The sequence below is a fragment of the Micromonospora sp. NPDC004336 genome (genome assembly GCF_053602615.1).
Genome location: NZ_JBSGDY010000151.1, coordinates 1 through 15,591, shown reverse-complemented (window position 1 = coordinate 15,591; position 15,591 = coordinate 1). Strand labels below are relative to the sequence as shown.

Here is a 15,591-nt window from a genome sequence, read left to right as displayed (position 1 = left end):
GCCGGGTGCCCCCCGGGGACCGGGGGAGGGTCAGGCCGTGGATCCACCGCAACGACGCCGCCGTGGCCGAGGTGGCCCGGCGGGCCGCCGCGGCGGGCCTGAACCGCACGAGGCTGCCGGTCGGGCACGCCTTCCACAGCCCGCTGATGGCGCCGGCGGCCGCCGCCTTCGCCGGACACCTGCGCTCCCGCCGGTTCGGGCCGCCGCTGCGCCGGGTCGCCTCCACGGTCACCGGCGCCGTCCTGAGCCCCGACACCGACCTGCCGGGGCACCTGCACCGGCAGATCGAGGCGCCGGTGCGCTTCACCGCCGCGCTGGCGACCGCCGCCGCCGAGGTCGACCTGTTCCTGGAGGTCGGTCCCGGGAAGGTGCTCACCGGGTTGGCCCGCGAGCAGGCGCCCGACGTGCCGGCGCTGGCGGTGGACACGGACGCCGAGTCGCTGTCCGGCCTGCTCGCCGCCGTCGGCGCCGTGTACGCCCTCGGCGGCCCGGCCGCGTACCCGGCGCTGTTCGAGGACCGGCTGACCCGGCCGTTGGACCTGGACCGGCCCCGCGCCTTCTTCGCGAGCCCCTGCGAGGCGGCCCCCGAGCTGGCGGCGCCGGCGACCGTCGTGGCCGCCCCGGCGGAGCCCCGCCCCGCCGACGTGCCGGCGCCGGCGGCCACCGGCGCGCTGGAGCTGGTGCGCAACCTCGTGGCGCGGCGCGCCGAACTGCCCCTGGAGGTGCTGCGGGACGACAGCCGGTTCCTCGACGACCTGCACATGAGCTCCATCACCGTCGGCCAGCTCGTCAACGAGGCCGCGCGCGCCATGGGGCTGCCCGCCGTGGCGGTGCCGACCAACTTCGCCACCGCCACCGTCCGGGAGATGGCCGAGGCGCTGGAGGCCCGCGAGCGCGAGGCCCCGCACGAGCGGGCGGACCTCGTGGCCGGGGTCGCGCCGTGGGTGCGTACCTTCGTCGTCGACCTGGTCGAGGAGCCGCTGCCGGCCGCCGACGCGGCGGAGCCGTGCGGACGCTGGCAGGTCTTCGCCAGCCCCGGCCATCCCCTCGCCGACGCCCTGCGCCGGGCCCTCGAGGCGGCCGGGACCGGCGACGGCGTGCTGGTCTGCCTGCCCGACGAGCCCGGCGAGGAACATCTCGCCGTCGCGGTGCGCGGGGCCCAGGCGGCGCTGCGCCAGCCCGCCGGCGGCCGGCTGTTGGTGGTGCAGCCGGCGGCGCGGGCGGGGGCGCTGGCCAAGACCGCCCGGTTGGAGGGCGACCGGCTGCGGACCACCGTCGTGACCACGCCGCTCGACCCCGCCGCCGTCGCGCGGGTCGTCGCCGAGGTCGCCGCCACCGACCACTTCACCGAGGCGGTGTACGACCGGGTCGGCGTCCGCCGGGTGCCCCTGCTGCGCCCGGTGCCCGCTCCCGGCGGCGAGCCGGGCCCGGTGCCGCTGGGCCCGGCCGACGTGCTGCTGGTGACCGGCGGAGGCAAGGGCATCACCGCCGAGTCCGCCCTGGTGCTGGCCCGGGAGAGCGGCGCCCGGCTGGCCGTGCTCGGGCGGTCCGACCCCGAGGCCGACGAGGCCCTGGCCGGCAACCTCGAGCGGCTCGCCGACGCCGCGTCCGACCTGCGGTATCTCCGCGTCGACGTCACCGACGCGGACGCGGTGGCCGACGCGGTCGCGGCGGTCACCGCCGACTGGGGTCCGGTCACCGCCGTGCTGCACGGGGCCGGACAGAACACCCCGGCGGCGCTCGTCGACCTCGACGAGGCGGCCCTGCGGGGCGTGTTCGCCGCCAAGGTCGACGGCCTGCGGGCCGTCCTCGCCGCCGTCGACCCCGGGCGACTGCGCCTGCTGGTCACCTTCGGCAGCATCATCGGGCGGGCCGGGCTGCACGGCGAGGCGCACTACGCGGCGGCCAACGAGGCCCTGGCCGAGCTGACCCGGGAGGTGGCGGCGACCCGCCCGGGCTGCCGCGCCGTCTGCCTGGAGTGGTCGGTGTGGTCGGGGGTCGGCATGGGGGAGCGGCTGTCGGTGGTCGAGTCCCTCAGCGGCTCCGGCGTCACCCCGATCGGCCCGGACGACGGCCTGCGGGTCCTGCGCGAGGTGGTGGCCGACGACACGCTGCCGCCGGTGGTGGTCGTCACCGGGCGTACCGGCGGCCTCGAGACGGTGCGCTACCACCGTCCGGAGCTGCCGCTGCTGCGCTTCACCGAGCGCCCGCTGGTGCGCTACGACGGCGTCGAGCTGGTCTGCGAGGTCGACCTGGCGCGCACCACGGACCCGTACCTGGCGGACCACCGGCTCGACGGCGACCTGCTCTTCCCCGCGGTGCTCGGGCTGGAGGCCATGGCGCAGGTCGCCACCGCCCTCGCCCGGCATCCGGGGGTGCCCGTCATCGAGGACGTCCGGTTCGACCGTCCGGTGGTCGTCGACCCGGACGCCGGCACCACGGTCCGCGTCGCCGCGCTCGTCCGGTCCGAGCAGGTCATCGACGTCGTGCTGCGCAGCGCGGCGACCGGCTTCGCGGCCGACCACTTCCGGGCCCGGTTCCGGTTCGCGCCCGAGGAGACCCGTCCCGCCGACACCGCCGCGCCGGCCCCGGCGCAGCTGCCGGCCGTGCCGCTCGACCCGGCCCGCGACCTCTACGGCGACGTGCTCTTCCAGGCCGGCCGGTTCCGCCGGATCAGGGGCTACCGGCAGGTGGCGGCGCGGCTCGCCGAGGCCGAGGTGGTCACCAGCGACGCCGCCTCCTGGTTCAGCGCGTTCCTGCCGGGCCGGCTCGTGCTCGGCGACCCGGGCGCCCGGGACGCGTTCATGCACGGCATCCAGGTGTGCGTGCCGGACGCGACGCTGCTGCCGGAGGGCATCGACCGCATCTGGTCGGCGGGTCCCAAGCTGTCGGCCACGGAGGCCGTCACGATGACCGCGCGGGAGCGGGAGCAGCACGGCACCGCCTACGTCTACGACGTCGTCGTGCGGGACGCCACCGGGGCGGTGATCGAGCACTGGATGGGGCTGCGGCTGCGCGCCGTGCGTCCGCACACGCCGCCCGGGAACTGGCCGCCGGCGCTGCTGGGGCCGCTGCTGCAACGGCGGCTCGCCGAGGTGTTCCCCGGCGACGTCGCGGTCGCCGCGTCGCCCGGCGGTGGGGCCCGCGACTCCGGTGCGCTGCTGTCCCGGGCGCTGGGCCGACCCGTCGCGCTGCGGCACCGCCCCGACGGGCGGCCGGAGGTCGACGCGCCGTACGCCGTCTCCGTGGCGCACTCCGCGCCGCTGGACCTGGCCGTCGCCGTCGCCGGCGACGGGCCGCTGGCCTGCGACGTCGAGCCGGTGGCCGCCCGGACCGCGGCCGTACGCGACGACCTGGCGGGCCGGCACGCGAGCCTGGCGGCGCTGCTCGTCGCGGAGGTCGGTGACCCGCCGGACCTGGCGGCCACCCGGGTCTGGTGTGCGGCGGAGTGCCTGCAGAAGGCCGGGCGGCCGGCGGGGCGGCTGAGCCTGCTGCCCGGGGCGGTCCCCGACGGCTGGGTGGTCCTCGACGCCGGGGACGTCCGGGTCGCCACCCGCGCGGTAGCGGTGGCCGGCGCCGCCGCGCCGACCGTGGTGGCCGTGCTGGCCGGATCGGGGCGGTGAGCATGCCCCGCTACTACGAGTACCGGCACGTCGTCGGCTTCGAGGAGACCAACCTCGTCGGCAACGTGTACTACGTCAACTACCTGCGCTGGCAGGGCCGGTGCCGGGAGATGTTCCTGCACGAGCACGCGCCGGAGATCCTCGACGAGTTGCGGGTCGACCTGAAGCTGTTCACGCTCAAGGCGGAGTGCGAGTTCTTCGCGGAGCTGGCGCCGTTCGACCGCCTCGCGGTCCGGATGCGGCTGGTCGAGCTGACCCAGACCCAGATGGAGCTGGGCTTCGACTACCTGCGGCTCGGCGACGACGACCTGCTCGTCGCCCGGGGGCGGCAGCGGATCGCCTGCATGCGCGGGCCGAACGGGCGCACCGAACCGGTCCGGGTGCCGGCGGGCCTGGTGCGGGCGTTCGCCCCGTTCCGGTCGGCCACGGCGGGGCAGGGGTGAGCGGCGTGCGCTTCGACACCAGGCTGGTGCACGGCGGCCGGCGGCCGGCGGCGGGCACCGGGGACGTCGTCCCCCCGATCCACCTCTCCACCACCTACGAGCGCCGGGCGCAGGACGAGCCCCGCTACTTCTACGGGCGCGGCGAGAACCCGACCCGGGAGGAGCTGGAGGAGTGCCTCGCCGGGCTGGAGCGGGCGCCCTTCGCGACCGTCTTCTCCTCCGGTCAGGCCGCCGCCGCGACCCTGCTGTCGCTGGTGCGGCCCGGGCAGTGCGTGGTGTGCGCCGACGACGTGTACGCCGGCACCGACGGCCTGTTCGACCTGGCCGCGCGGCAGGGCGTGCGGGTGCGCTACGCCGACCTGACCACCCCGGAGGGGCTGGCGGCGGCCCTCGCGGAACCGGATCTCGCCCTGGTCTGGATCGAGACGCCCACCAACCCGCTGCTCACCGTGGTGGACGTCGGCGAGGCCAGCCGGCGGGCGCACGAGCGGGGCGCCCTCGTCGTGGTGGACAACACCTTCGCCAGCCCGGTGCTCCAGCAGCCGCTGGCGCTCGGCGCCGACGTCTCGCTCTACAGCACCACCAAGTCCATCGCCGGCCACGCGGACGTGCTGGGCGGCGCCCTCGTCTACCGGGACGCGCAGCTGCACGCCGCCGTGCGGGCGTACCGGACGACGGCCGGGAACGTGCCGGGCGCGCTGGACTGTTTCCTGGTCCGTCGCGGGCTGCACACCCTGTCGTTGCGGGTGCACCGGCAGGTCGCCACCGCGCGCGCCCTGGTGGAGCTGCTGCGGGCGAGCCCCGCGGTCGGCGCCGTCCACTATCCCGGGCTGCCGGAGCACCCGCAGCACGCGGTCGTCAAGGCTCAGATGAGCGCGCCCGGCGCGATCGTCTCCTTCGACTACCTGGCCGGCTCCGCCGAGGAGCTGCTCGACCGGTTCACCCTCTTCACCTGCGGGGTCAGCCTCGGCGGGGTGCACTCCCTCGTGGAGTGCCCGGCCCTGATGACGCACCGCCCGCTGTCGGCGCAGGCGCGGGCGCGCCGGGGCATCGGCGACTCGCTGATCCGGCTGTCGGTCGGCATCGAGGACCCGCACGACCTCGCCGAGGACCTGTCCCGGGCGCTGGCCGGCGGGCCCTGAGCCGCCGCGTCGCCCGCGTCCCGCCCGCCCTGCCACGAAAGGGGCCGTTCCATGGCCATCCGCGAGATCGACACCACGCTGCCGGTCGTCCGGACGCTGCCCGCGCCCGGTCGCTACCTGTGCGGCCTCACCTTCGACGGCGAATTCTTCTGGCACTCCGACCAGGAGGCCGGCGAGATCTACGCCCTCGCCCCGGGCGACGGCGCCGTCGTGCGGACGCTGTCCTGCCCCCGGGTGCGGGCCGACCTCACCGTGGGCGGTGGCGCGCTCTGCCAGGTCGGCGGGCGCCCGAAGCGGATCCTGCTGATCGATCCGCTCACCGGCGACGTGCTCGGCGAGAAGGAGGTGGCCCCGCCCAGCGGCCGGCTCTGCGGGGTGGAGACCAAGGGCGTGGCGATGTGGATGGGGCTGCGCGGGCCGTCGGTCGTGCAGCTCCGGGACGTCGCCACCATGACGGTGCAGCGCGAGTTCCCGGTGCCCGGCGTGCCGTCCGGGCTGACGGTCGCCGGGGACGTCGTGGTCTACGCCGACTTCGAGGGCGCGATGCTGCGGGCGGTCGACGCCCGGCACGGCACGCTGCGCGGCGAGGCGCCCGTCGCCGGGCGGCCGGTGGGCCTGACCTGGGACGGGGCGCTGCTCTGGTACGCCGACTTCGCCGGCCGGCGGCTGGCGGCGGTGCGGCTGCGCGACCTGCTCGCCACCGGCTCCTGACCCGACCCGACGGGCTCTTGACCCGACCCGACGGGCTCCTGACCCGACCCGACCGGCTCCTGGCCCGACCCGACCGGCCGGGACGCGATCACGCCCGGCCGGGAGGTGGGGTCATGTCCGACCGGGGGAGGTGGTCATTCCCGGTCGGGGACGTAGTCGTTGCCGGCGTACCAGTCGCCCCGGCCGCGCGGCAGCAGGTCCAGGACGTTCCACACCGGGCTGAGCAGGTCGATGCCGCGCTCGCCGCCGTCGGGGAAGCTCGCCGGGGCGGAGTAGAAGTGCCGTACCCGGTCGCCCTCGGCGCGCAGCACGCTGACCATCGGCCGCTGGCTGCCGTCCGGGTGCTCGGCGCGCAGGTCGGCGTTGAACGACGTCCCGTGGCTGGACAGGATCCGCAGGCCGGTCCAGCCCCGCCGCCGGGCCCAGTCCCGCAGCCGGGGCAGCGGCGCCTTGGCCACCACGGCGACGGCGGTGTGCCGACGCAGGTGCGCCAGCGCCCCGTGGAAGCCGTCCACCCACAGCGAGCACATGGGACAGGCCTCGGCGGCGTCCGGGGCGAACATCAGGTGGTAGACGAAGAGGGTGTCGTGCTCCTCGAACAGCTCGCGCAGCGGGACGCGCCGGGTCGGCTCCGACCGGTCCAGCTCGGCCGGCCCCTCGGCGAGCCGGTAGTCGGCCAGCAGCGGGCCGGGCGGCAGCCGGCGCCGCGCGGCGGCGACCCGTTCGAGCTGGTCCCGCAGTTCCTGCTCGGCCGACGCGAGCGACCGCCGGGCGGCCACGTACGCGGCGTCGGCGCCGACGGGCCAGCTCGGCAGCGCGGTCTCCTGATCGACGTCGGCCATGTCCGCACTCCTCCGCGACGGTCGGGCCACCCCCGGCAGGCTACCCGCCCGGTACCCGCCGTGATGTTTCCACCACGCGGACGCCTCATGCGTTACGCTTTAAAAATGCGTGGTGTTTTGCTCGCTGGTGGCACCGGCTCGCGGATGTGGCCGGTGACCCGGGCGGTCTCCAAGCAACTGATGCCGGTCTACGACAAGCCGATGATCTTCTATCCGCTGAGCACCCTCGTGACGGCCGGCGTGCGGGAGATCCTCATCATCACGCGCCCCGACGAGCAGGGGCTGTTCCGGCGCCTGCTCGGCGACGGCGGCCAGTGGGGCCTCGACCTGCGCTACGCGGTGCAGGAGCGCCCGGCCGGCATCGCCCACGCGCTCCTGCTGGCCGCGGACTTCCTCGCCGGCGGGCCGGCCGTGCTGGTCCTCGGCGACAACATCATCCACTCCGCCGAGCTGGACCGGCAGCTCGCCGAGCTGACCGACGTGGACGGCGGGCTGGTCTTCGGGCTCCCGGTGGCCGACCCGCGCCCCTACGGTGTGCTCGACTTCGACGACTGCGGCGCCGTGCGTGACATCGTGGAGAAGCCGCTGGTCCCGCCGTCCCGATACGCCGTTCCCGGCCTGTACGTCTACGGCCCCGACGTCGTCTCCGTCGCCGCCGAGCTGACGCCGAGCGCCCGGGGCGAGCTGGAGATCACCGACGTCAACCGGGCCTACCTGCGCCAGGGCCGCTTGGAGGTGCGACTGCTCGGGCGGCGGACCGCGTGGCTGGACACCGGCCGGTTCGGCGACCTGATGAAGGCGGCGGAGTACGTCCGCGTCATCGAGGAGCGGCACGGGGTCAAGGTCGGCTGCGTCGAGGAGGCGGCCTGGCGCGCCGGCCTGCTCGACGACGCGGCGATGCGCCGCCTCGCGGTGCCGCTGCGCGCCAGCGGCTACGGCGACTACCTGCTGCGCCTGCTCGACGGCGAGCGGCCCGCGCGCCCGGCCGCCGTCGGGTGACGCCCGGGGGCGCGGGGGAGGGATCGACGCCCGTTGCCCCGATCAACTTGTCAATCATATAGTGATCCGAGGCTGTAGTCCGCCTGCGAGGAGAGCGACAATGACCGCCGTCCGGTTCGACTCCGTGGCCTTCAAGGCCGAGCAACGCGACACCTGGAACGCGGTCAGCGCCGGGTGGGACTTCTGGCAGGACCGGTACGAGCGGGCGGCGGCCCCGGTGACCGACTGGCTGCTGCGCGCCGCCGCGCTCCGGCCCGGCCACCGCGTCCTCGACGTCGGCTGCGGCACCGGCGAGCCGTCGGTCAGCGCCGGCCGGCTGGTCGCCCCGGCCGGCCGGGTGCTCGGCATCGACCTCGCACCGGAGATGGTCGACCGGGCCCGCCGCTGCGCCGCCGGACTCGGCCACCCCATCGAGTTCGCCGAGTCCGACGTGGAGGCCCTCGACCTGCCGGCGTGCTCCTTCGACGCGGTGCTCAGCCGGTGGGGGCTCATGTTCGCGGTGGACCGGCGGCGGACGCTCGCGAGCCTGCACCGCCTCCTGGCGCCCGGCGGCGTGCTCGCCGCGTCGGTCTGGGGCCCGCCGGAGGCGAACCCCATGACGTCGCTGGGCTTCCGGACGCTGGCCGCCGGCCTGCCGGGCCCGCCGCCGGACCGCCCCGGCCCGTTCAGCATGTCCGACGCCGCCCGCACCCGCGCAGACCTGCTCGCGGCGGGTTTCACCGACGTCGGCGTCGAGCCCGTGGGCATCGCCATGCGCTTCAGCTGCGTCGACGAATATCTCGCGTACACCCGGGACGTGACGCCGCCCGGGGTACTCGCGGCGGTGCGGCGCCAGCTCGGCGCCGACGCGGAGCGGGCGGGCTGGGAGCGGCTCGCCGAGGCCGCGGCCGTCTTCGCCGACGAGTACGGCGTGGTCACGCTGCCGGGCTCGGCCCTCTGCCTGCGCGCCCGCCGCGCCCCCGCCGACACCGACACCGCCGCCCCCGCCACCACGACTGCCGCCACCGTCCCCGCCGCCGCGACTGCCGCCGCCGACACCGGTGCCACCGCCACCACCGCCCTTGCCCCCGTCGCCAGCGCCGCCCCCTCCGTCTCCGCCGTCTCCGCCACCAGCGCCGCCGCCGGGCGGTCCGCGACCGCCGGGTCGGGGTCGCCGCCGACGGCCGGGCCGGGGAGGACCGGATGACCGCGGCCTGCCCGAGCGCGCCCCGCCCGGTCCGCCCGCCGGCCGGCCATCCCGGCCTGCTGGCGCTGGCCCAGTCGTACGTCGACGACGCCGCCGCCCGCGGCGAGCTGCCCCGCCGGGACCTGCGGCGGCTGCCCGGCGCACGGGTGGACGTCGACCCGGAGTTCTGCCGCGCGGTGGCCCGGCACTTCGACCGGGCGCCCCGGCGGGACGTCGGCCCGGGCCTGGCGGCCCGCTACCGCCGGTTCACCGAGGAGAACCTGCGCCACTTCGCGCTGCTGGCCCGGGCCGGCATCCGCGTCGAGCCGTGGCGGGGCCCCGGGCAGCCCTACCGGGGCGCCGCCGACCTGATCGACGGTCTCGCCCGCACCGGCGTGCTGCACGTCTACCTGACCCGCGACGGCCACGGCCCCGACGGTCCCGCCCCCGACCATCCGCTCTGCGCCCCGTCCGGCGTCACGGTCGACGGCGTCCCGCTGCTGCACAACGACATCTTCCGGGCCGTGCACGACGTGTTCGGCCACGTCATGCTCGGCGCCTCGATGGGGGTGGCGGGCGAGTTCCTGGCCGCGTACGGGCATATGGCCATGTACTCGCCCGAGGTGCATCCCGTCGTCTTCATCGAGCAGGTCAGCCAGATCTGCTGGTTCTTCCACGGCCCACACCTGGCCGACCGGTCGGGGCGGTGGCCCCGGCGCGGCGAGCCGGGATGGATTCCCCCGTCCGAGCGGCCCTACCCGGAGCAGAAGCTCTTCCCCTGCCCACCGGGTTTCCTCGACCGCTTCACCGCAAGCTTCACGGAGGAAGCAGGATGACCGACACGGCTGCCCACCCCCTGTCCGCGGTGCGGGCGGAGTTCCCGTTCCTCGACCCGTCCGGCTACGACCCGCCGCTGGCCTACCTCGACAACGCCGCGACGACGCAGAAACCCCGGCCGGTCCTCGACGCGGTGGTCGACTTCTACACCACGGCGAACAGCAACATCGGGCGCGGCTTCTACGAGCTCAGCCGCCGGGCCACGGGCCGCTACGAGGACGCCCGCGAGGTGGTCCGGCGGTTCGTGAACGCCGCCCACGCCGACGAGATCGTCTTCACCCGGGGCACGACGGACGCGGTGAACCTGCTCGCCGACACCTTCGCCGAGCGGATCGTCGGGCCGGGCGACGACATCGTGGTCACCGGCATGGAACACAACTCCAACCTGCTGCCGTGGCGCCGGCTCTGCGAGCGGCGTGGGGCCAGGCTGCGGATCGTGCCGTCGCCGGACGGCGGGCCGGTCCGGCCGGACGACCTGGCCGCCGTACTGGGCCGCCGGACCCGCCTCGTCGCGGTCAGCCACGTCTCCAACGTGCTCGGCACCGTCAACCCCGTGCGGGAGCTGGTCCGGGTGGCGCACGACCGGGGCGTGCCGGTGGTCGTCGACGGCGCGCAGGCGGTCGCGCACCTGCCCGTCGACGTGCGGGAGATCGGGGCGGACTTCTACTGCTTCTCCGGTCACAAGGTGTACGCCCCGATGGGCTCCGGGGTGCTCCACGGCCGCCGCGAGCTGCTCGCCGACCTGCCGCCGTACCAGGTGGGCGGCGGGACGGTGAAGGGCGTCTCGCACGACGCCCCGGTCTCCTACGTGCCGGTCCCGGCGCGGCTGGAGGCCGGCACCCCCGACATCGGCGCCGCCGTCGGGCTGGCCACCGCGCTGACCTGGCTGGACGGTCTCGGCCGGGACGCGGTGCGGGCGCACGACGCGGACCTGGTCCGGTACGCCGTCGAGGTGCTGCGCGACGTCGACCGGGTCCGGGTCGTCGGCGACCCGGCGGCGGACCCGGCGGGCATCGTCTCCATCGCCGTGGACGGCCTGCACCCGTACGACGTGGGCGGGCACCTCGACCGGCACGGCATCGCCGTGCGGTCCGGCGTGCACTGCGCCAGCGCGTTCCTCGACGACCTGGGGCTGCTCGGCACGGTGCGGCTCTCCTTCGCGGTCTACAGCACCCGCGACGAGGTCGACCGGGTCGCCGAGGCGCTGCGCACCGTGCGGGCGGGGGAGTGGACCACCGACTACCCCGACACGCGGTTCCGGTGACCGCCGCGCCGAGCCCGGCCGCCACCCGGGAACCGGGCTTCGACACGCTGCCGGCCGAGGACCTGGCGTCGGCCGCGCTGGGCCGGGCCCGCCGGCAGGGCGCCGCCTACGCCGACGTACGGCTGCGGCGGGTGCGGGCGCTGCGCGAGCGCGTCCGCGACGGCCAGCCCGAGGGCACCCAGGAGAGCGTCGAGACCGGGGCGGGCGTGCGGGTCCTGGTCGACGGCACCTGGGGGTTCGCCGCAGGCGTCGACCTCACCCCGCCGGGCCTGGCCGCGCTGGCCGCCCGCGCCTGCGAACAGGCCCGGATGCTGCGCCCCCTGCGCGGCGCGCCGGTGCGCCTGGCGCCCGAGCCGGTCCACGGCCCGGCGGTCTGGGAGTCGCCGTGCGAGGTGGACCCCTTCGCCGTGCCCGCCGCCGAGCGGACGGCCCTGTTGGGCCGCTGGTGCGACGTGCTGCGCGCCGGCGGCGTCGACCTCGCCGAGGCGCTCCTGCAGGTGTTCCGCGAGTCCAGCTTCTACCACGACAGCGAGGGCCGGCGGATCCGGCAGCGGCGGACCTGGCTGCACCCGATGGTGATCGGGTTCCGGATCGACTCCGGCAACGGCACCTTCGAGACCATGCGCACCCTCGGGCCGCCGGCCGCCCGCGGCTGGGAGTACCTGACCGGGACCGGCTGGGACTGGGCGGCGGAACTCGCCCGGATGCCCGGCGAGCTGGCCGGGAAGCTCGCCGCCCCGTCCGTGGAGCCGGGCGAGTACGACCTGGTCGTCGACCCGACGAATCTCTGGCTGACGATCCACGAGACCGTCGGGCACGCCACCGAGCTCGACCGGATCCTCGGCCGGGAGGCGGCCTTCGCCGGCACCTCGTTCGTCACGGGCGACGACGTCGGGTCGCTGCGCTACGGCTCGCCCGCGATGAACGTGGTCGCCGACCGGACCACCCCCCACGCGCTCGCCACGATCGGCTACGACGACGACGGCGTGGCCGCCGGGTCGTGGCCGCTCATCCGCGACGGGGTGCTGGTCGGCACGCAACACGACCGGCAGACCGCCGGCGCCGCCGGCCTGGAGCGCTCCACGGGCTGCGCGTTCGCCGAGTCGTACCGGCACCTGCCCGTGCAGCGGATGCCGAACGTGTCGCTGCGCCCCGCGCCGGGCGGCCCGGACACCCGCGAACTGATCGGCCGGGTGCGGGACGGGCTGTACGTGGTCGGCGACAACAGTTTCTCCATCGACATGGCGCGGGTGAACTTCCAGTTCACCGGGCAGCGCTTCTACCGGATCCGGGACGGCCGGCTCGCCGGTCAGGTGCGCGACGCCGCGTACACCGGGACGACGCTGGAGTTCTGGCGGTCGCTGGAGGCGGTGGGCGGCCCGCAGACGTGGCTGCTGTCCGGCGCGGGCCAGTGCGGCAAGGCACAGCCGCTGCAACTCGCCGCCGCCGGGCACGGGTGCCCGTCGGCGCTGTTCCGGCGCGTACGCGTCACCAGCACCCGGGCGGAGGTGCCCGCGTGAGGACGCCGCGGCCCCCGGAGACGGTGGAGATCGCGCTCGCGGCCGCACGCGGCGACGACTGCGTGGTGATCGTGGAGCAGGGCCCCGACGCGCACCTGCGCTGGGCCGACAACGCGCTGACCGGCAGCGGCAGCGGCGACGTGCACCGGGTGTCGGTGGTGAGCGTGGTCGGCGGCCGGGTGGGCGCGGTGTCGCTGTGCGGGCCGGCCGACCGGGCCGAGATCGTCGCGCTGGTCCGGGCGGCGCAGGAGGCCGCCCGGCAGGCCCCGCCGGCTCCGGACGCGCGGCCCCTGCCCGCCCCCGGGGCCGGGTCGCCGCACTGGGACGACCCGGTCCCGGCGGCTCCGCCGGTGCTGGCCGGGCTGGTCGACCAGCTCGCCGCGGGGTTCGGCCGGGCCCGGCGCGACGGCCGCGTCCTGCACGGGTACGCCGAGCACCGGCTGCGCAGCACGTTCCTCGGCACCTCCACGGGCGTGCGGCTGCGGCACGACGAGTCGGCCGGGCACCTCGAGCTGACCGCGCGCGGACCGGACGGCCATCCGGTGTGGACGAACACCGTGACGGCCGACTTCGCCGACGTGTCGGTGGCGGCGTTGCAGGACGAGCTGGACCGGCGCCTGCGCTGGGGGCGGCGGCGGGTCGAGCTGCCGCCGGGCCGCTACGAGTGCCTGCTGCCGCCGACCGCCGTCGCGGACCTGATGAACTACGCCTACACCACGGCCGGCGCCCGGGCGGCGGCGCAGGGCCGGACGGTCTACAGCGGGTCGGGCGGCCGCACCCGGATCGGCGAGCGGCTCGCCGACGTGCCGTTGACCCTGCGCAGCGATCCGGCGGCGGACGGGCTGCGCTGCGCCCCGTTCGTGGTGGCGCCGTCGTCGACGCCGACGAGGTCGGTGTTCGACAACGGCCTTCCGCTGGCCCCGACCCGCTGGTGGGACGGGGGCCGGCTGCGGTCGCTGATCCAGACCCGCGACAGCGCGGACGAGCTGGGCATGCCGCTCACGCCGGCCGTGGACAACCTCGTCCTGGAGGGGCCGGGGGGCGCGTCGACCGCCGACCTGGTCGCGGCGACCGGGAACGGCCTGCTGCTGACCAGCCTCTGGTACATCCGCGAGGTCGACCTCGCCACCATGGCCCTGACCGGGCTGACCCGCGACGGCGTCTACCTGGTGCGGGACGGCGAGGTCGTCGGCGCGGTCAACAACTTCCGGTTCAACGACAGCCCGCTGGCGATGGCGGCCCGGGTCACCGAGGTGGGCGCGACGGTGCCGACCCGCGCCCGGGACTGGGGCGACGCCGTGGCGCGTACGGCCATGCCGATGCTGCGCGTCCGGGACTTCCGGCTCACCGCCGCCACCCGCGCGGTCTGAACCCCCGCGCGACCATCCGCCCGCCGTCGGCGTGGCGGCGCTCCGGCGCGCCCGGTTCAGTTGAGTAACAAATAGCGCTCGTGGGATGTGCGGCTGCGGGGATTCAAACCCGGCTCCGGACGGTCCCCTGTAGCCATACGCGAAACCGGACATTATTTCGCAAACGATCAATGTGAGCCCGTTGACAGTCACTTTAGAAAACAATAGCGTTCGGGTCAGTGGTCCTCCGGATTGAGCAAGCGTCACAGACGGCGCCAAGGCACCCGGGGAATACAGGGAGGTGGAGCCGTGACTGACACGGCGAGAGAGACCTACGAGTCACTCAACATCGAGCCGAAGCCGCTGCGGCCGCACATCCTGGCTGCGGCGACGGTCGTCTTCGGCGACGACTACTACGGTGGCCGTCGGGAGACGATCAACCTGTCGGGCTTCGTGCAGATGAACAAGTGGCCGATGCCGGGGTTCAAGCACACCGTCGACGAGGACGGGACGGCGAGCTTCAACCTGGAGCTCATCAGCGCCCCCGAGGTCGGCATCAAGGGGTTCAGCTACACGCTGAACGACCGGATCCAGATCCTGTCGAACCCGTACCTGCCGAACACCGGTCACATCAAGCAGATCGTGCCCGGTAAGAACTTCCCCGCGGAGTTCTACATCCGGCGGTTCGGCATCCTGGAGACCAGCACCATGCGGCTGGCCCACCGGGGTGTCATCGACGTCAAGGGCATCGTGGACGGCCTTCCGCCGTACAAGACCCCGCTCACCTCGCCGTTCCTCGGCCGCCCCTACGGCGACCAGGGCGAGGTCATGCCGGCGCACAACGTGGTCCGGGGCACCAACCTGCCGGCCGCGTGGTACCCGTCGAACGACGACAACGAGGCCGTCGGCAACACGCCGAGCGCCTTCTTCGCGTCGAGCATCGGCCCGTGCGTCTCGATGCTGGTCGACCCGTCGATCATCATCCAGGCCTCGACCGAGGCGAAGATCAAGGTCGAGGTCAACGGCCGCACCGAGGAGATCGAGCTCGCCGGCGACTACCCGCTCGCCGCGGGCGCCGAGATCCTCCTCTTCGGGCCGGAGAAGCACGACCAGGGCTCCGGGGTGCTGGCCCAGCTCGCCCGCGTGGCGCTGGTGGGCAACAGCCCGGCGCTGGGCGGCAAGGTCATGCTGCGGGCCAGCTTCTTCACCGTCTCGGGCGGCCAGCTCGGCGACGGCAACGAGGAGAGCCTGAGCCGGCTGCGGTACCCGGGTGAGCTGCACTTCGACGCTCACTTCGAGCTGGTGACCCCGTCCGCCACGCTCTACGCGGCGGCCCCGGTGCACCTGAGCGGCCAGCTCAAGGACCTGGAGCCGACCGGCACGCTGCTGACCGCCGATCACGCCGACGCCGCGCTGCGGACGAAGGACGGCGAGTCCCGGGCGCGCCTGACCGGCGTGTCGCTGAAGCTCGGTGACGCGCTGGTGGGCTCGGAAGCCTACGTCAGCGCGTGACGACCAACCGCCGTTGGTAGTCCCGAAAAGACGTCGTCCCGGGTGGCCTCCTGTCACCCGGGACGCCGTCACTCTCCAGGGGTGGCAGACATGTTCGAGCGGTTCACCGACCGAGCGCGACGGGTTGTCGTCCTGGCCCAGGAAGAGGCCCGGATGCTCAACCACAACTACATCGGTACGGAGC

Annotated in this window: 11 protein-coding genes and 1 pseudogene; 11 read left to right on the top strand and 1 reads right to left on the bottom strand. The window is 75.4% G+C overall.

Translation table 11 applies throughout. The features are described from left to right. The 4 genes from ACWENR_RS24445 to ACWENR_RS24430 form a co-directional block, all read left to right on the top strand. Positions 1-3,623, top strand: a 3,623-nt coding sequence (locus ACWENR_RS24445; protein ID WP_452279294.1) for an SDR family NAD(P)-dependent oxidoreductase, incomplete at its 5' end; no start/stop codon positions are given. A 2-nt stretch (positions 3,624-3,625) separates the two neighbouring features. Next, positions 3,626-4,066: an acyl-CoA thioesterase gene (locus ACWENR_RS24440; RefSeq protein ID WP_452279296.1), complete on the top strand. Its 441-nt coding sequence runs from the start codon at positions 3,626-3,628 to the stop codon at positions 4,064-4,066. A 5-nt stretch (positions 4,067-4,071) separates the two neighbouring features. Continuing rightward, positions 4,072-5,208 (top strand): trans-sulfuration enzyme family protein, encoded by a 1,137-nt coding sequence (locus tag ACWENR_RS24435; RefSeq protein WP_452279293.1) that lies wholly within the window; start codon positions 4,072-4,074, stop codon positions 5,206-5,208. A 51-nt stretch (positions 5,209-5,259) separates the two neighbouring features. Further along, on the top strand, positions 5,260-5,919 hold the full coding sequence (locus tag ACWENR_RS24430) for a hypothetical protein (RefSeq protein WP_452279292.1): 660 nt from the start codon (positions 5,260-5,262) through the stop codon (positions 5,917-5,919). Between the two features lie 134 nt (positions 5,920-6,053). On the opposite strand, the gene ACWENR_RS24425 is transcribed toward ACWENR_RS24430, so the two are convergent. After that, the gene (locus tag ACWENR_RS24425; RefSeq protein ID WP_452279291.1) at positions 6,054-6,761 is read right to left on the bottom strand and encodes a DUF899 family protein; all 708 of its coding nucleotides are present in this window, start codon (positions 6,759-6,761) and stop codon (positions 6,054-6,056) included. 105 nt (positions 6,762-6,866) lie between these two features. Here ACWENR_RS24425 and rfbA point away from each other — a divergent pair, with 105 nt between their 5' ends. From rfbA to ACWENR_RS24390, 7 genes and pseudogenes are all read left to right on the top strand, one after another. Then, positions 6,867-7,760 carry a glucose-1-phosphate thymidylyltransferase RfbA gene (gene rfbA / locus ACWENR_RS24420; RefSeq protein ID WP_452279290.1) on the top strand — a complete coding sequence of 298 codons (894 nt, stop codon included), beginning with the start codon at positions 6,867-6,869 and terminating at the stop codon, positions 7,758-7,760. A gap of 100 nt (positions 7,761-7,860) precedes the next feature. Next, positions 7,861-8,721, top strand: a pseudogene (locus tag ACWENR_RS24415) (class I SAM-dependent methyltransferase); the annotation flags it as partial. A 221-nt stretch (positions 8,722-8,942) separates the two neighbouring features. Continuing rightward, on the top strand, positions 8,943-9,761 hold the full coding sequence (locus ACWENR_RS24410) for a crotonobetainyl-CoA--carnitine CoA-transferase (protein ID WP_452279289.1): 819 nt from the start codon (positions 8,943-8,945) through the stop codon (positions 9,759-9,761). Continuing rightward, the gene (locus tag ACWENR_RS24405) at positions 9,758-11,026 is read left to right on the top strand and encodes a cysteine desulfurase (RefSeq protein WP_452279288.1); all 1,269 of its coding nucleotides are present in this window, start codon (positions 9,758-9,760) and stop codon (positions 11,024-11,026) included. Before ACWENR_RS24410 ends, ACWENR_RS24405 begins: the two co-directional genes overlap by 4 nt. Further along, complete coding sequence (locus ACWENR_RS24400) at positions 10,990-12,546, top strand: TldD/PmbA family protein (RefSeq protein ID WP_452279287.1); 1,557 nt, start codon at positions 10,990-10,992, stop codon at positions 12,544-12,546. The genes ACWENR_RS24405 and ACWENR_RS24400 overlap by 37 nt, the downstream gene beginning before the upstream one ends. 23 nt (positions 12,547-12,569) lie before the next feature. Beyond that, positions 12,570-13,916: a metallopeptidase TldD-related protein gene (locus ACWENR_RS24395; protein WP_452279295.1), complete on the top strand. Its 1,347-nt coding sequence runs from the start codon at positions 12,570-12,572 to the stop codon at positions 13,914-13,916. A 288-nt stretch (positions 13,917-14,204) separates the two neighbouring features. Further along, the gene (locus tag ACWENR_RS24390) at positions 14,205-15,407 is read left to right on the top strand and encodes a DUF6004 family protein (protein WP_091106275.1); all 1,203 of its coding nucleotides are present in this window, start codon (positions 14,205-14,207) and stop codon (positions 15,405-15,407) included. Positions 15,408-15,591 lie beyond the last annotated feature (184 nt).